The organism is Brevibacterium sp. 2SA (assembly GCF_005502845.1).
Lineage (GTDB): Bacteria > Actinomycetota > Actinomycetes > Actinomycetales > Brevibacteriaceae > Brevibacterium.
On the sequence record NZ_SCMW01000006.1, the window covers coordinates 58,547 to 77,299 of the forward strand.

Here is an 18,753-nt window from a genome sequence, read left to right on the forward strand (position 1 = left end):
TGCCGCAAGATCGCGCACACGGAACCGCACTCGGCTTCCCAGAGCGAGTGCGGGCGACCGGCCAGCCACCTGGAAAAAGCATTCCTGCCCGGCGATCGGTGCCCACTCAAGGAAGTCATCGTGAGGTTCGAAGTCGGGTTCTCGCCCGAAGAGACGGGCATAGAACTGCCGCGCCGAAGCGACTTGATCAGTAGGCACGTAGACCTGCAGGGTAAAGCCAGACGTGTCGGGTGCCGCGCTCTGGATAGCTTCGCCCATTACGCGATACGCGACGCTCAGCGGGGTGATCGACGCGATCTGCTCCCCCGCGTGTTCTTCCGCACGGTCGAGCTCGTAGTGACTCTGCAGATTGATCCAGAACTCCGCAGACGTACCGAAGTACCTCGCGAGGCGCAGTGCCGTGTCTGCGCTGATCCCGCGCTTGCCGTGCACGATCTCATTGATCCGCCGCGGGGGCACACCGATCGACACGGCGAGTTTGTTCTGGGTCACACCGAATCCCTCGATGAAGTCCTCAATGAGGACCTCCCCTGGGTGGATCGGCTCGATCTTGCCAACGCGAGTCAACGACCCCAGCCCTTACGTGCGACGTCCGTCAGTGTGAAACAGATCCGTTTTTGGTCATTAGAACAAATATTGCGCTGTCACGCTAGAACTCCGTTGACACCTTCGAGCTAATCGGTATGGCGAACATTAGTCACAGATCATCCTTCACGGACAGGCTCTCGGTCGACACCCAGTCGCTGGGTGCCTCTCCCAGATGCTGGGGACCATACTTTGATGGCGCGCCAGAGTGTCGTTTCGCACCGGAATTCGGGGACATTGCTGCACGGACGATCCTCACTGCAACCGAAGCAGTCCCGCCTGCGTCGGATAGAACCTGTTCGCTTTCAGATAGAAGTCTGCGAGGCGAGGCTCGAAATCGACGTGCATCCACTCACATCCTCGGTCGCGGGCTTCGGCAACTGCCATGTCGATGAGCTTGGAGCCAAGACCCTGACCTTGGTATGCCGGCAGTACAGCGGTATCGAGGATGAAGGCGTGGGCACCGCCGTCCCCAACGACATTGACGAATCCGACAAGATGCTGTTCGACCTCTGCCGTCACCCAGAAGATGCTGTGCCGTTCGAGACGAGCTGACCACGGGAAAACTGCCGTCGACTCTGTTCCGAATGCCTGATGGTGCAGGTCCGACAGCTTCCGGTCATCGAGGTCGGGCGAAATCTGAAACTCAACAGTCATCGGAACTCAGCCTGACATGGGACGCGGCAGAAGACGTCAGCAATGGCGTGCGAATCATAGACCGTCGTTAGAGTACGCGCCAAAAGACGATCAGCGAAGCCCCCCGATCCGACGCCAGACGCAGAGGTGAACGTTTCCATCGTGATCCTCCTTAAACAAGCTCAATTGCCCTCGCGATAAGTTGCGGAAGATTCCTGGGAAAGTACGTTACGGTCGTGCTTTTCAGCTCAGCCTGCGACCACCATCGCCACCGTGTCATCGCTACACGTTCCAGCTCCGTCCATCCCTCGCACTTGAGTGCTGAGGCAGCGGTGACTCGCGCGGCGAAGAAATGTTCGGTCTGAAGGACGCGTTCGCCGTGGTTGAGGAAGTTCGCAACTCGGCGATGGAACGGGCCCACTATCGACAATCCAGTCAGTCCGGTTTCTTCACGCAGCTCACGCGCGGCAGCGTCGGTGAGAGACTCATCATGTTCTACGCCGCCGCCCACCGTGAACCAGAATCGCACGATATCGTCACCATCTGAAAGATCGCGTCCCTCGAAAAGCAACACGCGTGACGAGGGATCGAGCAAAATTACCCGCGCTGCGGTACGAGTTGAAAGGGCCATCGGACAACAGCCTATTGTGTTCGCGCATCGACTGAACAGAACCGATCAAATTAGACACCAGACAGTCGCCGGCTCGAGTGAGTACAAGCACGACGAGATCTCAGTCGCCCTGCCCGCGGGGTGCGCCACTGACGATTTACATTGAATTGGTACTTCACAACAATCCCAAACGTCGAGCACGCTGGTCAACGACAATGTTCATCGTTATTTCGGACACGCGTCACGCAACCTGCAGCGGCGTGATCGCGGCGACCTTGTCCCGCAGTGTCCGACGTTCGATCCGCAGCTCGTAGTTTGACTGCAGGTTCATCCAGAATTCCTCCGAGGTCCCGAAGTACCGTGCCAGCCGAATCGCCGTATCTGCGGTGATCCCCCTCTTGCCGTGCACGATCTCGTTGATTCGGCGCGGCGGCACTCCGATGGACACTGCAAGCTTGTTCTGGGTGATCCCGAAACCCTCGATAAAATCCTCCATCAGGATTTCTCCCGGATGGACAGGCTCGATCAGGTCACTCTCAGTGGTAGTCGACGAGTTCGACATCGTCCGCTCCTCCCTCTCTCCAGACAAAGCAGATGCGCCATTGCGCGTTGACCCGGATGCTGTGCTGACCCGCACGATCTCCGACGAGTCGCTCCAGACGATTCCCTGGCGGAATCCTCAGATCCTCGACATCGTTCGCCGCGTGGATCAATTCGAGCTTTCGCAGAGCCGCTCGTTGGACCATCCGGTCTACGTGTTTGACGTATTGCTCATGCCAGATGCGCTCGGTTTCCTTACTGCCGAACGATCTGATCATGGAACAACTATATAACGGAATTCGTCAATACCGCTAAGCGTTAAACCAAAACTCCACCGGGTTCCGGCACGACCAGCCATCAGATTGTCACCCGGCAACACCATCCCCTTTCGGTCGCCGCCACAGGGCCAGCTCGCCCACGACGACCTGCGCTGCAGGGCGACGTACTTCTGATCGACCGACTGTACGCATCGTCACGACTTCGCTCGGCAACGACGAGATCGATGCGTACAATGGTTGACCGAGGTGATCTCCGTCAGGAGGACGCGCGATGACAGGACCCGACACACTGTTCCCGGGCTCTCTTCGAGCTCACTATGAAGCCTTCGCCTCATCGATCGCAGCGGCCGGAGGGGCAGAGGAGCAATTCGCCCGCACCCAGGTGGCATACCGCGTGAAGCGCCAGTTCGCCTGGCTCACACCCGTCACTCGGACGCGGTCGCTTCTGACGCTCGACATGTACGAACCACACGAGGATCCGGTCGTAGACGAGATCATCCCGTTCCGCGCGGACAAGTTCACTCACCAGATCACCGTCGACTCCGCCGAGACGATCACCTTGGTCGCGAACCGGAACTGGTTCGAACTGGCCAGGGCGTGGGGCGGCAAAGAAGGCCCCACAGCTGCACAGTGAACCGGAACTCCACCAGGCTCCGGCACGACCAACCTCCAGCAGCGGCATCGGAGGTGAGCGCGAGACCGCTCCCGCTGATCCACTAAGATGATGACGATGATGACCAGCCAGGCCGCTGTCGGCCGCTCCCGGAACGGCAATCTGGTCGTTCCCTGATCCGCGCACCTCCTTGCGTGAGTGAAGCCACTTTCACCCACGAGACAACAAGGAGAACCATGACAGCACACTTCAACCACACGATCATCGCGTCCACGGACCCGACCGAAATGGCCCGGTTCTATCGCGATCTTCTCGAGGCCGACGACGCCCCCGCATGGGGCCCGTTCCTCAACCTCCAGATCGGCGACGGCGTACTGCTTCAGTTCGCGACCCCGCCGATCGATTTCCCACCACAGCACTACGCCTACCGACTCGATGATGCACATTTCGATCGCGCCTACACGCAGATCACGGCGAGCGGACGCGACCACTGGGCAGATCCTCAGCGCACCCGTGCAGGCGAGATCAACCACGAGCACGGTGGACGAGGCGTCTACCTGCTCGACCCCTCAGGGCATTACCTCGAATTGATCACGCAGCCCTACCTGTGATTCCCGACAACAGGGCCCCGGTTCCATCACGGAACCGGGGCCCTGGATCATCGAACTCACCCTCACAGATCAGCAGCAAGACTGAGGGTGAACCGGAACGCGACTACACGTTGAACCGGAACTCCACCACATTCCAGCCTCTACAGCTTGGCTGACGCGCGTCAGCCGTCAGCGCGTCGTCGGGTGCGCTCCCTCGCTTGGAGCCGCCAAGGTCGACAGCAGCTTCAAGCTTTCCTCGTGCGGCGAGCCGGGTTCAGCCGTGTAGATCGACAGGTCATGCCGGGTGCGCTTGCCCGTGGGGAGACCGACTGACTGGTATGTCAATTCGATCTCGCCAACCTCGGGGTGCTGCAGGAGCTTAGTGCCTTCGTGGCGGATGCGGATGTCATGGGAGGCCCAGTATGCGGAGAACGCCTCACTTGCCGTGGACAGCTCGCCGATGAGCTCTCGCAGGATCTTATCGTAAGGATCGCGTCCGGCCTCGGCCCGTAGGAGCGCCACGGTCGCGGCGGCTCCTGACTCCCAGTCGATGAAGAAGTCCTTGGATCCTTCGTCGAGGAAGTGGTAGCGGGCGAAGTTCGCTGTCCCATCCACAGAGGTAGGGCTGGCGAACATCGGTGAGTGCAGAGCGCGACCGAGGGCATTGGAGCCGATGACGTCGAGGCGTCCATTGCGCACGAAAGCGGCGGAGCCGGTGATCGAGTCGAGCATCCACTGTACCTGTGGCGCGATCGGGACGTCGCGGCGACGGACAGACCTCCGGTGGGTGGGCTTGGCGGCGCGAGCGAGGTCGTTCAGGTAAGTGCGTTCGTCGTCATCGAGTCGCAGCGCTGCGGCGACCGCGTCGAGGACCTCGGCAGACACTTCGCCGATGTGGCCCTTCTCCAGGCGGGTGTACCACTCGGTGCTCACCCCGGCGAGAACAGCGACCTCTTCGCGGCGCAGTCCCGGCACACGCCGGCGAGTGCCGGTAGGAAGCCCGACCATATCGGGCGTCAGCTTCGCGCGGCGGCTGGCGAGGAAGCCTTTGATGTCGTCGCGATTGTCCATGGTTCAAGAGTAGAAGGGTTCCCATGCGCGAAGGGGGTCGATCTTCTACCCCCTATGAACTCGACCTTCCCCGCCTGCGCGAACGGATGCCAAATGGATATCGAGCAAACATAGTCCAACCGTCAACGAGGTATCCATGCACAACGAAGCCGCCACGGCTTTCATCCCGACGCAAACCGCACCCAGTGACGACACGCCAAAACTCCGCCTTCCGCTCGTCGTCTACGTCCTGGCGCTGGGCACGTTCCTGATGCTCACGACCGAGTTCGTGATCGCGGGCATCCTGCCCGAGATCGCCGGCGACCTGGACATCTCGCTCGGCCAAGCCGGGTCATTGATCACAGTGTTCGCAACCGGCATGGTCATCGGCGCACCGCTGCTGACTATGGTGACATTGCGGCTGTCGAAGAAGCTCACGCTCCTCATCGCACTGATCGTGTTCGTCGCCGGGCATCTGGTCGTCGCGCTCGCCGAGGACCTCACAGTCCTCACCGGCGCGCGCTTCGTCACCGCACTCGCCACCGGCGCCTTCTGGGCCGTCTCCGCAGTCGTGGCCTCGAACGTCGTCGGCTCGTCGTTGAAGTCCTCCGCGGTGGGAGTGGTCGCCGCCGGAGGTTCGCTGGCCACAGTGCTTGGAGTTCCGATCGGAGCGTACCTCGCCCAACATGTGGGCTGGCGGGGCACCTTCTGGGCGCTCGGGATCGCCGCGGCGGTCGCCGTGGTATTCGTCGCCCGACTGGTCCCGGCGGACGAGGCACAGCCCGAGGAGTCTTCCATGCTGTCCGGGCTCGCGGATCTGCGAACACCGCGCCTCTGGCTCGTGTTGGCCGCCTGCCTGACCACCACGGGCGGCGTGCTCGCCGCGTACTCGTTCATCGCACCGATTCTCACCATCCAGGCCGGAGTTTCTGCTGGTCTCGTGCCGCTGGTGCTGGCAGGTTTCGGCATCTGCTCCTTCCTCGGCACCCTGCTCGGCGGACTACTGGGCGACAAGCATGCCCACGCCGTGACGATCGCGGCCCCCGCGCTGACGACGCTCGTGCTGCTGGCGATGGCCCTGCTGCCTGGGTCGACCTGGACCACCGTCGTGCTCGTCGTGCTGCTGGGGGCATTCGGACTCAGCGCCAACAGTGTGCTCATCCACCTCGCCGTCGGCTACGCCGGCCGCGCGGCCACTCTCGGCTCAGGACTCGCTGTCGCAGCATTCAACGCCGGTACCGCCATCGGCACCACCATCGCCGGAGCCACCCTGACCACTTCGCTGGGCCTGTCCGGTCCCCCGGTCGTGGGCACGGTGATCGTCGCGCTGTCCCTGATTCCGGCATTCGTCCTCGCGGTCATGACACGCAGAAGCATCGCCGAGCCAACCCGGTCCGTCTGACCACTCAACATCACCCCACGAAGGAGAACACACCATGCGCGCAACGCTCATGTACAAAGCAGGCGACGTCCGGATCGAGGATGTCCCCGACTCGATCATCAAGCATCCGACAGACGCTCTGGTGCGTGTCACCGCGTCCTGCATCTGCGGCTCAGACCTGCACCCCTACCACCAGATGACCCATGAGAACGGCCCTGCCCGCATGGGCCACGAGCTCATCGGCGTAATCGAAGATCTCGGCAGCGAGGTCACCACTCTGAAGAAGGGCGATCTGGTCGTCTCCCCGTTCGCTATCTCGGACAACGTGTGCGAGTTCTGCCGTGAGAGTCTCCAGACCTCCTGCATCCACCACGAGGCGACTTTCCTCGACGGCATCGCCGACGAGGGCGGCCAGGCCGAAGCCATCCGCATTCCGCTCGCGGACGGCACCCTGGTGAAGTTGCCCGTCGCCGAAGACTCAGCGCTCGTCCCCTCGCTGCTGACCCTGGCCGACGTGCTCGGCACCGGTCACCACGCCGCGAAGATGGCCGGAGTCACGCCCGGTCAGCGCGTGACGGTGATCGGCGACGGCGCGGTCGGCCTCATGGCAGTCCTGTCCGCCAAGCGACTCGGCGCAGAACAGATCATCCTGATGGGTCGTCACACTGGCCGCACCAGCCTCGGACGCGAGTTCGGGGCCACCGACATCGTCGCCGAGCGCGGCGAGGAGGGCATCGCGAAGGTCCGAGACCTCACCGCCGGCCACGGCGCCCACGCCGTGCTCGAGGCCGTCGGCCATTTGCCGGCTTACGAGCAGGCGCTCGGCGTCGTCCGCCCAGGCGATGTGATCAGCCGAGTCGGTGTCCCGCAGTACGAAGACGCCCCGATCGGATTCGGCAGCCTGTTCCGGCACAACATCCGCCTCGCCGGCGGACCCGCTCCGGTCCGCGCTTACATCGAGGAACTCATGCCTGACATCCTCGACGGCACCATCAACCCCGGCAAGGTCTTCGATGTCGATACGGATCTCGACGGCGTCCCGGGCGGATACCGAGACATGGACGAGCGACGGAGTCTGAAGGTCCTTATCCGTCCGTAACCCTGTGAGCGGCGGCGGAGTTGCACTGCCCGCCGTTGCGACGACAAACGGCCTCGCCATCCGCGCACTCGTCCGCTGCGAGGACCGGGAGTTCCTGTCCTCCCGCGTCGCGCTGTTCGCTGCCGACGCCACCGACCCGGCTTTCATCGAAGCGGCGGCCCCGGGCATCGACCGTGTCGTGCTCGCCCACGCCGCTCACAGCTCCCCGCGAGGAGTTGGAGAAAGTCGACTTCGGCGAGGTGATGACGGTGCTCGAGGTGATCAAGGGCCATGACATCGCGATCGTGCTGTTGACACACTTCGAGTCACCGCGCCGACGCAGCTCCACAACCAGGAACTGGGCATCCTCGAACTCAGGCGCCGCAGCGAACAGTTCGTCCGTCGGAATCAGAAGAAGCGAACTAGACGTTGAACCGGAACTCCACGACGTCCCCGTCGACCATGACGTAGTCCTTGCCTTCCATCCGCACCTTGCCGGCGGACTTGGCGGCCGCCATCGAGCCGGTGGCGTCGAGATCGTCGAAGGAGACGACCTCAGCCTTGATGAAGCCCTTCTGGAAGTCAGTGTGGATGACTCCGGCCGCCTCGGGGGCCGTCGCCCCCTTCGGGATCGTCCACGCGCGCGATTCCTTCGGCCCCGCGGTCAGATAGGTCTGGAGACCGAGCGTGTCGAACCCGACGCGAGCGAGCTGATCGAGTCCGCTCTCCTCCTGACCCGTCGACTCGAGCATCTCCCGCGCCTCGTCCTCGTCGAGCTCAGCGAGCTCGGACTCGAACTTCGCATCGAGGAAGATCGCCTCGACCGGGGCCACCAGCGCCCGCATCTCGTCCTTCTTCGCCTCATCGCCGAGCACCTCGTCGTCGACATTGAAGACGTAGAGGAACGGCTTCGTCGTCATCAGCTGCAGCTCCCGCAGCGGCGAGACGTCGAACTTGTCCGTATGCATCGCCTGGTAGAGCGTCCGCCCGCTCTCGAGGATCTCCGTGGCCGCATCCATCGCCGTGAGCAACTCGGCCGGCGCCCGCTTGCCCTTGACGTCCTTCTCGATCCGCGGGCGCGCCTTCTCCAGGGTCTGGAGATCGGCGAGGATGAGCTCGGTGTTGATCGTGTCGATGTCATCGGCCGGACTGATCTTGCCGTCGACGTGGACGACATCGTCATCGACGAAACCGCGGATGACCTGGCAGATCGCGTCGGCTTCGCGGATGTTCGCGAGGAACTGATTGCCCAGCCCCTCACCCTCGGAGGCACCGCGCACGATTCCGGCGATGTCGACGAAGTCGACGGTCGCGTTGAGGATCCGCTCCGACCCGAAGATCTCGGCCAGGCGCGTCAGCCGCGCATCCGGCAGGGGCACAACGCCCACATTCGGCTCGATCGTCGCAAACGGATAGTTCGCCGCGAGAACCTGGTTCTTGGTCAGTGCATTAAACATGGTCGACTTGCCGACATTGGGCAGTCCCACGATTCCGATTGTCAGTGCCACGGTAGTCAAGTCTATCCCGGCGCCGAGGCGGTCCCGAATCCTCGTGTCCGTGCCGTCTGTCACCCTGAAGTCATGAATGCATTTCCCGCCGCCGGCGTCATCGTCGCCTTCTTCCTGGCGATCGTCCTCAGCGCTGCCCTCGGGTTCCTCCTCGGTCGCGCCCTCACCCGCTCCCGCTACGTCGAACGCCTGACCCGCGCGGAGACGACCTCCCAGCTCCTCTCCACCCGGACCGAGGACCTCGAAGCCGACGCCCAGATGGCCAGCGAGATCACCGCGGCCATCGGGCCCCTCGCCGCCAGTGTCCGACAGCTGCATGAGAGCGTCCGCACTCAGGACAGGGCTCAGGTCGAGCAGATCACCCGGCTCAACGCCCAGATCTCGCACCTGAGCCAGCAGAATCTGCGGCTGCAGGAATCGACCGGGTCACTCGCGAATGCCCTGAACTCCACAACTCAGCGCGGCGATTGGGGCGAGGTGCAGCTGCGGCGCATCGTCGAATACGCGGGGCTCCTCCCCCACGTCGACTTCGATGCGCAGGTCAGCGTCGAACGCGATGGACAGCGCCACCGTCCCGACATGATCGTGCACCTGCCCGGCGGAGGCACCATCGTCATCGATGCGAAGACCCCGCTGTCGGCGCGGATCGGCGAGGGAGAGGAGGCCGACGGCAGCCATGCTCGCGCGCTCCTGCGCCATGTCGATGCGCTCGCGTCGAAGGAGTACTGGAAGGCGTTCGAGACCGCACCGGATTTCGTCGTGTGCTTCGTTCCCACCGACGGCCTGCTCTCCGCCGCGGCCGCGACCTATCCGAAGATGATCGATCATGCCCTGGGCAAGAACGTCGTCCTCACCTCTCCTGCCACGCTCCTCGTCCTGCTCAAGACCATCGCGCTCAATTGGCGTCAGGCGGAGATGAGCACGTCGGCGGCTGAGGTCCTGCGTCTCGGCACGGAACTCTACGAACGCGTCGGCACGCTCGTCTCGCATGTGTCGAAGATGGGGTCGAGCCTCGACCGCTCCGTGGAGGACTACAACCGGTTCGTCTCCTCGTTCGAGTCGCGCTTCCTCGTCACGGCGCGCAAGTTCCCGTCGACGGGCATCGTCAGCGAGGAACTCGACGCGGTCGCCGAACTCGACTCCCGAACGCGGGGGGTCAGTGCTGCGGAGCTCTCACGCCCGAGCTTCGGCGCAGACGATCCGACACTGCTGAGGAGGCGACATACCGGCACCGACTGAGACGAGCACACAGATGCGCGATTCGTCCGATCAGCGCGTCCGGTGAGGGGTCGAACGGCTCACGCGTCCGGTGAAGGGTCGAACAGTTCAGATGATGTCGTGCTGACGGTCAGCGCCGTCGCGCTTGTTCGACGTCTTCTTGCCTGCCGCCTTGAGGTCCTTGCGCAGTTCCCGCGGCAGCGAGAACATGAGATCCTCTTCGGCGGTGACGACTTCCTCGACCGAGGAGAAGCCGTAGTCGGCGAGGAGTCCGAGCAGCTCCTGCACGAGGCCGTCGGGGACACTCGCCCCCGAGGTGACGCCGACGGTCGCGACGTCGTGGAACCAGGTCTCGTCGACTTCACGGGCGAAGTCGATGCGGTGGGCCGCCTTCGCACCGTGCTCAAGGGCGACCTCGACGAGGCGCACCGAGTTCGATGAGTTCGCCGACCCGACGACGAGCACGAGATCGGCCTGCGGGGCGATCTTCTTCACCGCAACCTGACGGTTCTGGGTGGCGTAGCAGATGTCATCGCTCGGCGGATCCTGCAGTTGCGGGAAGCGCTGACGGAGGATGTCGACGGTCGCCATGGTCTCATCGACGCTCAGCGTCGTCTGCGAGATCCACACGAGGTTCTCGGTGTCCTCGACCTCGACGGTCTTCGCTTCCTCCGGGTTCTGGATGAGCGTGATGTGATCCGGAGCCTCGCCCATCGTGCCTTCGACCTCTTCGTGACCGGCATGGCCGACGAGGAGGATGCGGTAGCCGTCGCGGGCGAACCGGACAGCCTCCCGGTGGACCTTCGTCACCAGCGGGCACGTCGCGTCGATCGTCGCGAGATCGCGGGCGGCCGCCTCGGCGTGAACGGCCGGGGAGACACCGTGAGCGGAGAACACGACCCGGGCGCCCTCGGGAACCTCATCGGTCTCATTGACGAAGACCGCACCGCGCTCCGAAAGCGTTTCGACGACGTGCCGGTTGTGGACGATCTCCTTGCGCACATAGACGGGAGCACCGTAGTGCTCGAGCGCGCGTTCGACCGCGATCACGGCGCGATCGACGCCAGCGCAGTAACCGCGCGGAGCGGCGAGCAGCACCTTCTGCTCGCTGCCGGCCGGGGTCCGAATAGCGTCCGGGGCGATGCGCTTGCGCGGGATCGTGGGCATGGGAACAGAAACGGCAGTCACAGGGACAGTCTAAGTGTCGGGGCTGTGCGTGGGCCACAAAGGTGAACCATTCCACAGGCAGTTGCCTTGCCCGACGGCTGCCCGGGACCCGCCCGGCAGCGCTGACCGTCCATGTCCGAGGCGTTCGTTAGGCTGGGTCGGGACAAGGAGATGACATGGCGCAACGAATATCCGGCACCCCCGGGACGCTCGGCGAGTCCGTCGACCCGCAGGAGCTGCCGGCGACGGCGGCGGAGACCACAGCGGAGAACCCGTGGCCGCTCAGTGTTCTGTCGAACAAGATGAAGTCCTACATCGACCGCATGTCGAGCGTGTGGATCGAAGGCCAGGTCGTTGAGCTCAACCACCGCGGCAAGGCCAGTTACCTCACGCTGCGCGACACCGACGTCGAGATGTCCCTGCCCGTCCAGATCTGGAAGAACGTCCTCGACCGCACGGGAGCACAGCTGTCCGAAGGCAGCCATGTGGTCGCGAACCTCAAAGCCGACTTCTGGACGAAGACCGGCCGTCTGACGATGCGCGCCAACGACATCCGCGCCGTCGGCCTCGGCGAGCTGCTCGCTCGTCTCGAACGACTGAAGAAGCAGCTCGCCGCCGAAGGCCTGTTCGATCCCAACCGCAAGAAGCGTCTGCCGTTCCTCCCGAACCGCATCGGGCTGATCACCGGACGCGACTCCGACGCCCAGAAGGACGTCGTGCGCAATGTCCACCTCCGCTGGCCCGCCGCCGAATTCGAGATCCGCAACACCGCGGTGCAGGGGCCTGACGCCGTGCCCGGAGTGATGAAGAACCTCGCCGAGCTCGACGCGGACCCGTCGATCGACGTCATCGTCATCGCCCGCGGCGGCGGCAGCATGGAGGACCTCCTCCCGTTCTCCAACGAAGCGCTGGTCCGCGCCGTGTCCAATGCTCAGACACCGGTCGTCTCGGCGATCGGCCATGAAGCCGACCGTCCCATCCTCGACGAGGTCGCTGATCTCCGCGCCTCGACACCGACCGATGCCGCCAAGCGCATCGTCCCCGACGTCGCCGAGGAAGCCATGGGCATCCTCAATGCCCGGGCCATGCTCGATTCCGCAGTCAATCGCATCATCGACCGCGAGCAGGAGATGCTCACCGCCGTGCGCTCGCGACCCGTCCTCGCCGAACCCCAGACGATCGTCGACGCCCGGGAGGACGAACTCCTCATGCTCCGGCGCCGCAGCCTGCAGGCGATGTTCGGTCAGCTCAACCAGGGACAGAACGAGATCAACCACCTGCGGTCGCAGGCCCGGTCGCTCTCGCCGCTGCGCACGCTCGAACGCGGCTACGCCGTTGTGCAGACGGACAGCGGCCAGGCCGTGCGCGATGCCGACGAAGTCCACACCGGATCGACCGTCCATATCAGAGTCGCCCGCGGACGCTTCGACGCCGAGGTGACGACCATCGACGATGCCACAGAAGAGACAAGGAGCTGACCATGACCGAACCCGCCACCCAGCAGAGCGAACCCGACATCAGCACACTGAGCTACGAACAGGCGCGCGAGGAACTCGTCACCACGGTCAAGCGCCTCGAGGCCGGCAACCTGCCCCTCGAGGAGTCGCTGCGGCTGTGGGAACGCGGCGAGGCACTGGCCGACCGGTGCCAGGCGTGGCTCGACGGTGCGCGCGAACGCCTCGACAAGGCCCACGAGGACAGCACCGACGACGAATGACGGTTCAGCCGTCCCCGGTGCCCGGCGACGGCTTGGATCCGACCGCGGGCCGCGGTCACGCGCGGCCCATGCAAGCGCAGGCAGTCAGGGCACCGTACGCAACAGTGGCGCGGTGCCCACTCAGGCGATCTGTCGGCTCAGGCGAGGTCGGCTGACACCTGATCGGCGAAGTAGTTGACCGTGTCCGGAGTGGCGATGGCCGTGATGACGACGAAGACGTCGCCCTTCGACGTCACCCACTGCACCTTCGCATCATCGGTCCGGTACACCTGGTAGGTGTAGCCGCTGACATCGACGGTCTCGGCGGCGGTCGCATCTTTGACCCTCCCGTCGGCCCACGCCTGCGACGCCTGCGCCTGCTCGATGCTCACCCACTGATCGTCGGGCCCGAGGAACGAGACGTACCACGAGGTGACGCCGGTGTCGCCGATGCGATCGAGGTTGGCTTCGTTCGACGTCCACCCCGACGGCACGTCGGGAACGACGAGTGGATAGTCCGTGTTCGACTGGGACACCTCGGCGATCGCGCGATAGTCGACGACCCGCTCGGAGTTGACCTCCGGCTGCGGAGCAAGGAGGAGTACACCGCCGACGAGCGCCAGGCACGCCATGATCGCCACGGTCATGTTCACCCAGTTCGAGTTCTTCCGCAGCAGACGCATCTCTTCCCGCGACCCGGGAAGGACGACTCCGGACTGGTCGGACATGGAAACTCCCTCACGGCCGGTCCCCTGCTGCTGCCGGGAACCCGTTTCGTCGGTGGTGGAACGGACATTCACCCCTCCATTGTCCCCGCGCGGCCCACCAGGAGCCAATCGGCAGCGCCGCTGACGCCCGGCGCGGTGGTGCCACTGACGCCTGGCGCACGGGCTCACCGTTCGGCGACCGGCACTCGGCCACGTGCCGGGCCCCGCTGTCGGCGCACACCCGAGGAGGTGCCAGTACTCATCAATGAGGTGTCAGTACTCATCAATTGGGTGTCAGCACTCACCGAGGAGGTGTCGGAGACCACCTGAGGAGGGTGGCACAATTGGAGGCATGAGTGACCCACAGGATTCAGTTGACGTGAAATCGCATCATGATCGGGGCCGAGTGGACGCGGAAGCGCCACCCGTCGCAGTCACCGACGCATGGTCCCAGCAGGCCCAGGTCGGAGCCGACGCTCCCGACCGCAACCTCGCCCTCGAACTCGTGCGCGTCACCGAAGCCGCCGCCATCGCCGCCGCCCCCTGGGTGGGCCGCGGGGACAAGAACGCCGCCGACGGCGCAGCCGTGGCCGCGATGCGCAATGTCATCTCCAGCGTCCGGATGGCCGGAACCGTCGTCATCGGCGAAGGCGAGAAGGACGAAGCGCCGATGCTCTTCAACGGCGAGCAGGTCGGCGACGGCGGCGGAGCCCGCTGCGATGTCGCCGTCGACCCGATCGACGGCACCCGACTGACCGCGCTCGGCATGCCCAACGCGATCTCCGTCATGGCCGTGACCGAAGACGGCGCGATGTACGACCCGTCGGCCGTGTTCTACATGGAGAAGCTCGTCACCGGGCCCGCCGCCGCTGACGCCGTCGACCTGCGCCTGCCGATCGCGGAGAACATCCGCCGCGTCGCCAAGGCCAAGGGTACGAAGGATCCCGCCTCGGTGACGGTGATGATCCTCGACCGCCCCCGCCACGAGAAGACGATCGCGGAGATCCGCGCCGCCGGCGCCCGCATCCGCCTCATCACCGACGGCGACGTCGCCGGCGCCATCGCCGCCTGCCGCCCCGACACGGGCGTCGACATGCTCATGGGCATCGGCGGCACCCCGGAGGGCATCATCACCGCGTGTGCGATCAAGGCCCTCGGCGGCGTCATCCAGGGCCGCCTGTGGCCGCAGGACGACAGTGAGCGCGAAGCCGCGGCGAAGGCCGGCCTCGACATCGACCAGGTGCTCGGCACCGATGACCTCGTGACCGGGGACAACTGCTACTTCGTCGCCACCGGCATCACCCAGGGCGATCTGCTCGACGGCGTGAAGTTCCACGGCAGCCACGTCTCGACGCATTCGCTCGTCATGCGGTCGAAGTCCGGCACCGTGCGCTCGGTCTTCGCCGAACACCAGTCGGCGAAGACCCACTCCTACGTCGAGGCCGCCGAAGAGGCCGCCCGCCGCGGACTCGTCTGACCCGGACTCCATCACCGGCGTCGGCATCCCCGGCGCCGGACCCAGACACAGCGAGTGCGATTCCGCTCGCTCCACCATCACCGGCCCAGGGAAGCAGGTTCAGGACGCAATGCCCAATCAGGCTTGGAAGCGCTTGCAGGAAGGCAACCGCCGGTTCGTCAACGACGAGCCCGAACATCCCAACCAGGACACGGCGCGCCGCGAGGCGGTGACGGCCGACCAGAAGCCGTTCGTCACCCTCTTCGGCTGCGCCGACTCCCGAGTGGCCGCGGAGATGATCTTCGACGTCGGGATCGGTGACATGTTCGTCGTGCGCAACGCCGGACAGGTCATCGACCCCGTCACCCTCGGTTCGCTCGAGTACGGGGTCGAAATGCTCGGCACTCCGCTGCTCGTCGTCCTCGGCCACGACAGCTGCGGGGCCGTGACGGCGGCCTACAACGCCTACGACACCGGGGAGACCCCGCCCGGGTTCATCTCCGACGTCGTCGCCCGCATTCTCCCGACCGTGGCCCGGGCGCGGAAGAACCACCGCACCACCGTCAATGAGACGGTCGTGCAGAACACCATCGACACCGTCGAGAAGATCATGCAGCTCTCCACGCTGATCTCCCGCGCCGTCGAGGAGGGCCGACTCATCATCGTCGGCATGACCTACCAGCTCCACGACGGTCACACGACCGTCGTCGCCCAGTACGGAGGCGACGAGGCCGCGGTCTCGACCTACGCCTCCTGACCCGTGGCCGGAACGTGAGGGCGCCGCGGCGTCCGCACGTCGCGGCCACACCACCATCACGAAAGGACAGTGCCCAAGCATGAGCGAAGAGTTCCGCATCGAACACGACACCATGGGTGAAGTGAAGGTTCCCAAGGACGCCCTCTACAGCGCGCAGACCCAGCGCGCCGTCGAGAACTTCCCGATCTCCGGCAAGACCCTCGAATCCGCGCACATCGCCGCCCTCGCGCAGGTGAAGAAGGCCGCAGCCAAGGCCAACCGCGAACTCGGCGTCCTCGACGCCGACCGTGCCGAGGCGATCGAGAACGCCGCCGACGAGGTCATCGCCGGCAAGCACGATGCGCAGTTCCCCATCGACGTCTTCCAGACCGGATCCGGCACCTCGTCGAACATGAACACCAACGAGGTGCTCGCGACGCTGGCGACGAAGGCCCTGGCCGACAAGGGCATCGACGTCCACCCCAACGACCACGTCAACGCCTCGCAGTCGTCGAACGACGTCTTCCCCACCTCGGTCCACGTCGCCGTGACGAAGGCCCTGGTGACCACGCTCATCCCGGCCATGGACACGCTGGCGACGTCGCTGGAGAAGAAGGCCGAGGAGTTCGCCTCGGTCGTCAAGTCCGGGCGCACCCACCTCATGGACGCCACCCCGGTCACCCTCGGCCAGGAGTTCGGCGGCTACGCCGCGCAGGTCCGCTACGGCATCGAGCGCATCGAATCGGCGCTCCCCCGCGTCGCCGAGGTGCCGCAGGGCGGCACCGCCGTGGGCACCGGCATCAACACCCCTGACGGGTTCTCCTCGCGCGTCGTCGAGATACTCGCCGAGGAGACCGGCCTGCCGATCACCGAGGCCCGCAACCACTTCGAGGCTCAGGCCAACCGCGACGGCCTCATCGAGGCCTCGGGTCAGCTGCGCACGATCGCCTACGGCTACATGAAGATCTGCAACGATCTGCGGTGGATGGGCTCGGGACCGAACACCGGCCTCGGCGAGATCGCCATCCCCGACCTCCAGCCCGGGTCCTCGATCATGCCCGGCAAGGTCAACCCGGTCATCTGCGAAGCGACGATCCAGGTCGCAGCCCAGGTCATCGGCAACGACACGACCGTGGCCCTGTCGTCGACGAACGGTGCCTTCGAGCTCAACGTCGGCATCCCCGTCATGGCCTCGAACCTCCTCGAGTCGATCCGCCTGCTCGCCAACGCCTCGACGGTGATGGCGGAGAAGATGATCGACGGGCTCACCGCCAACGTCGAACGGGCGCGCTTCCTCGCCGAGGCGTCCCCGTCGATCGTCACCCCGCTCAACAAGGTCATCGGCTACGAGAACGCCGCGAAGATCGCCAAGCACGCGGTCGCGAACAAGATGACCGTCAAGGAGGCGACGATCGACCTCGGCTTCGTCGAGAACGGCTCGATCACCGAGGCCGACCTCGACAAGGCGCTCGATGTCATGACGATGATCGGCACCTACAAGTGAGCTGACCCGATCTCCGCACAGCGCCCGCCGCCGGTCCCCTCCGACCGCCGGCGGGCGCTGTCGCGTCTGAGCACACCCTAGGATCGAAACGGGTCGAACTCCTCGAGAACGTCGGTGACGAGGGCGGCGATGTCCGAGCGCTCCGATCGGGTGAGCGTGACGTGGGAGAAGAGGTCGTGGCCTTTGAGCTTCTCGATGACCGCGGCGATCCCGTCATGGCGCCCCACCCGCAGATTGTCCCGCTGCGCGACATCATGGGTGAGCACGACCTTCGAGTTCATGCCGATGCGCGAGAGCACCGTGAGCAGCACATTGCGTTCGAGCGACTGCGCCTCATCGACGATGACGAACGCATCATGGAGCGACCGCCCGCGGATATGCGTGAGCGGCAGCACCTCGAGGATCCCCCGGTTGACGACCTCGTCGATGACGTTCTTGCTCACCAGTGCGCTGAGCGTGTCGAAGACCGCCTCGGCCCAGGGGTTCATCTTCTCCCCCTCGCTGCCGGGCAGATAGCCGAGGTTCTGGCCGCCGACCGCGTAGAGCGGGCGGAAGACCATGATCTTCGAGTGCTTGTTCTCCTCGAGCACCTTCTGCAGCCCCGCCATGAGAGCGAGCGCGGACTTCCCCGTTCCGGCTCGCCCTCCCAGCGACACGATGCCCAGCTCGTCGTCGAGCAGCATGTCGATGGCCACCCGCTGCTCGGCCGAACGCCCGTGGACGCCGAAGATGTCCCGATCCCCGCGCACGAGGCTGACCGTGTTGTTCGCCCGCACCCGGCCGAGAGCCGATCCTCGCGGTGAGGTGATGACGACCCCGGTGTTGACGACCTCGTCGGCCACCGCAGCGGTCTGGATCGACCCCGAGTCGTAGAACTCCGACATCTCCTCATCGCCGAGCGCGAGTTCGCTCATCCCCGTGAATCCCGAATCCGTGGCGAGCTCGGCCAGGTACTCCTCGGCCTGGAGGCCGAGCGCCGAGGCCTTGACGCGCATCGGCACATCCTTCGTCACGACGACGACGTCGTGGCCCTCCGCGGCGAGGTTGCGGGCGACCGCGAGGATCCGCGTGTCGTTCTCCGACCGGTCGAAGCCGACGGGCATCGTCGAGGCGTCGATGTGGTTGAGTTCGACGCGCACCGTGCCCCCGGCGTCGCCGACGGGGATCGGCTCGTCGAGGCGATCGTAGTCGGAGCGGAAGTCGTCGAGGATGTGGAGGGCCTTGCGGGCAGTGAAACCGAGTTCAGGATGGTGCCGTTTCGCCTCGAGCTCCGAGACCACGACGAGAGGGATGACGATGTGATGCTCTGCGAATCTCAGCAGTGCTCCCGGATCCGAGAGAAGCACCGAGGTGTCGAGAACGTATGTGTGGACCTTTTCGGCCATGGGGACCCCTGTTGC

19 protein-coding genes and 1 pseudogene are annotated in these 18,753 nt (G+C 65.0%); 10 read left to right on the plus strand and 10 right to left on the minus strand.

Annotated elements, in window-relative coordinates; all coding sequences use genetic code 11:
* Positions 1 to 267 precede the first annotated feature (267 nt).
* The 5 genes and pseudogenes from FFS20_RS04335 to FFS20_RS04355 form a co-directional block, all read right to left on the minus strand.
* Positions 268 to 567, minus strand: a pseudogene (locus FFS20_RS04335) (HigA family addiction module antitoxin); the annotation flags it as partial.
* Positions 568 to 840: 273 nt separating this feature from the next.
* The gene (locus tag FFS20_RS04340) at positions 841 to 1,242 is read right to left on the minus strand and encodes a GNAT family N-acetyltransferase (RefSeq protein WP_137824699.1); all 402 of its coding nucleotides are present in this window, start codon (positions 1,240 to 1,242) and stop codon (positions 841 to 843) included.
* Positions 1,243 to 1,393: 151 nt separating this feature from the next.
* Positions 1,394 to 1,852, minus strand: coding sequence for an NUDIX domain-containing protein (locus tag FFS20_RS04345; RefSeq protein WP_137824700.1), 459 nt, complete (start codon positions 1,850 to 1,852; stop codon positions 1,394 to 1,396).
* Between the two features lie 220 nt (positions 1,853 to 2,072).
* Entirely contained in the window at positions 2,073 to 2,393 is a 321-nt protein-coding gene (locus FFS20_RS04350; RefSeq protein ID WP_137824701.1) for a HigA family addiction module antitoxin, read from the minus strand.
* Complete coding sequence (locus tag FFS20_RS04355) at positions 2,368 to 2,649, minus strand: type II toxin-antitoxin system RelE/ParE family toxin (RefSeq protein WP_137824702.1); 282 nt, start codon at positions 2,647 to 2,649, stop codon at positions 2,368 to 2,370. Before FFS20_RS04355 ends, FFS20_RS04350 begins: the two co-directional genes overlap by 26 nt.
* A 271-nt stretch (positions 2,650 to 2,920) precedes the next feature.
* On the opposite strand from FFS20_RS04355, the gene FFS20_RS04360 reads away from it, so the two are divergent.
* The gene (locus FFS20_RS04360) at positions 2,921 to 3,283 is read left to right on the plus strand and encodes a DUF5655 domain-containing protein (RefSeq protein ID WP_137824703.1); all 363 of its coding nucleotides are present in this window, start codon (positions 2,921 to 2,923) and stop codon (positions 3,281 to 3,283) included.
* 215 nt (positions 3,284 to 3,498) lie between these two features.
* Positions 3,499 to 3,873 (plus strand): VOC family protein, encoded by a 375-nt coding sequence (locus tag FFS20_RS04365; protein ID WP_137824704.1) that lies wholly within the window; start codon positions 3,499 to 3,501, stop codon positions 3,871 to 3,873.
* Positions 3,874 to 4,041: 168 nt separating this feature from the next.
* On the opposite strand, the gene FFS20_RS04370 is transcribed toward FFS20_RS04365, so the two are convergent.
* The gene (locus FFS20_RS04370) at positions 4,042 to 4,923 is read right to left on the minus strand and encodes a helix-turn-helix transcriptional regulator (protein ID WP_137824705.1); all 882 of its coding nucleotides are present in this window, start codon (positions 4,921 to 4,923) and stop codon (positions 4,042 to 4,044) included.
* A gap of 136 nt (positions 4,924 to 5,059) precedes the next feature.
* Between FFS20_RS04370 and FFS20_RS04375 the strand changes: the two genes are divergently transcribed.
* Positions 5,060 to 6,304, plus strand: a complete 1,245-nt coding sequence (locus FFS20_RS04375; protein WP_137824706.1) for an MFS transporter — start codon at positions 5,060 to 5,062, stop codon at positions 6,302 to 6,304.
* 34 nt (positions 6,305 to 6,338) lie between these two features.
* A complete protein-coding gene (locus FFS20_RS04380) occupies positions 6,339 to 7,382 on the plus strand; it encodes a zinc-dependent alcohol dehydrogenase family protein (protein ID WP_137824707.1) in 1,044 nt (347 codons plus the stop codon).
* A 401-nt stretch (positions 7,383 to 7,783) separates the two neighbouring features.
* Here FFS20_RS04380 and ychF read toward each other — a convergent pair whose 3' ends face one another.
* Positions 7,784 to 8,869 carry a redox-regulated ATPase YchF gene (ychF, locus tag FFS20_RS04385; protein WP_137824708.1) on the minus strand — a complete coding sequence of 362 codons (1,086 nt, stop codon included), beginning with the start codon at positions 8,867 to 8,869 and terminating at the stop codon, positions 7,784 to 7,786.
* Between the two features lie 72 nt (positions 8,870 to 8,941).
* Between ychF and FFS20_RS04390 the strand changes: the two genes are divergently transcribed.
* Positions 8,942 to 10,108 (plus strand): DNA recombination protein RmuC, encoded by a 1,167-nt coding sequence (locus FFS20_RS04390; RefSeq protein ID WP_137824709.1) that lies wholly within the window; start codon positions 8,942 to 8,944, stop codon positions 10,106 to 10,108.
* A gap of 87 nt (positions 10,109 to 10,195) precedes the next feature.
* On the opposite strand, the gene FFS20_RS04395 is transcribed toward FFS20_RS04390, so the two are convergent.
* The gene (locus FFS20_RS04395; protein ID WP_137824749.1) at positions 10,196 to 11,254 is read right to left on the minus strand and encodes a 4-hydroxy-3-methylbut-2-enyl diphosphate reductase; all 1,059 of its coding nucleotides are present in this window, start codon (positions 11,252 to 11,254) and stop codon (positions 10,196 to 10,198) included.
* A gap of 176 nt (positions 11,255 to 11,430) precedes the next feature.
* Here FFS20_RS04395 and xseA point away from each other — a divergent pair, with 176 nt between their 5' ends.
* Positions 11,431 to 12,732, plus strand: a complete 1,302-nt coding sequence (gene xseA / locus FFS20_RS04400; protein ID WP_137824710.1) for an exodeoxyribonuclease VII large subunit — start codon at positions 11,431 to 11,433, stop codon at positions 12,730 to 12,732.
* 2 nt (positions 12,733 to 12,734) lie between these two features.
* Positions 12,735 to 12,971: an exodeoxyribonuclease VII small subunit gene (locus FFS20_RS04405; protein WP_137824711.1), complete on the plus strand. Its 237-nt coding sequence runs from the start codon at positions 12,735 to 12,737 to the stop codon at positions 12,969 to 12,971.
* Between the two features lie 137 nt (positions 12,972 to 13,108).
* Here the strand turns inward: FFS20_RS04405 and FFS20_RS04410 are convergent, their stop codons facing one another.
* Entirely contained in the window at positions 13,109 to 13,678 is a 570-nt protein-coding gene (locus tag FFS20_RS04410; RefSeq protein ID WP_137824712.1) for a DUF4245 family protein, read from the minus strand.
* 331 nt (positions 13,679 to 14,009) lie between these two features.
* On the opposite strand from FFS20_RS04410, the gene glpX reads away from it, so the two are divergent.
* The 3 genes from glpX (at position 14,010) to FFS20_RS04425 (ending at position 17,353) form a co-directional block, all read left to right on the plus strand.
* Positions 14,010 to 15,134 (plus strand): class II fructose-bisphosphatase, encoded by a 1,125-nt coding sequence (gene glpX, locus FFS20_RS04415; RefSeq protein ID WP_137824713.1) that lies wholly within the window; start codon positions 14,010 to 14,012, stop codon positions 15,132 to 15,134.
* A 109-nt stretch (positions 15,135 to 15,243) separates the two neighbouring features.
* Positions 15,244 to 15,870, plus strand: coding sequence for a carbonic anhydrase (locus tag FFS20_RS04420; protein WP_137824714.1), 627 nt, complete (start codon positions 15,244 to 15,246; stop codon positions 15,868 to 15,870).
* Positions 15,871 to 15,949: 79 nt separating this feature from the next.
* On the plus strand, positions 15,950 to 17,353 hold the full coding sequence (locus FFS20_RS04425) for a class II fumarate hydratase (RefSeq protein WP_137824715.1): 1,404 nt from the start codon (positions 15,950 to 15,952) through the stop codon (positions 17,351 to 17,353).
* 77 nt (positions 17,354 to 17,430) lie between these two features.
* Here the strand turns inward: FFS20_RS04425 and FFS20_RS04430 are convergent, their stop codons facing one another.
* Positions 17,431 to 18,738 carry a PhoH family protein gene (locus FFS20_RS04430; RefSeq protein WP_137824716.1) on the minus strand — a complete coding sequence of 436 codons (1,308 nt, stop codon included), beginning with the start codon at positions 18,736 to 18,738 and terminating at the stop codon, positions 17,431 to 17,433.
* Positions 18,739 to 18,753: the final 15 nt, after the last annotated feature.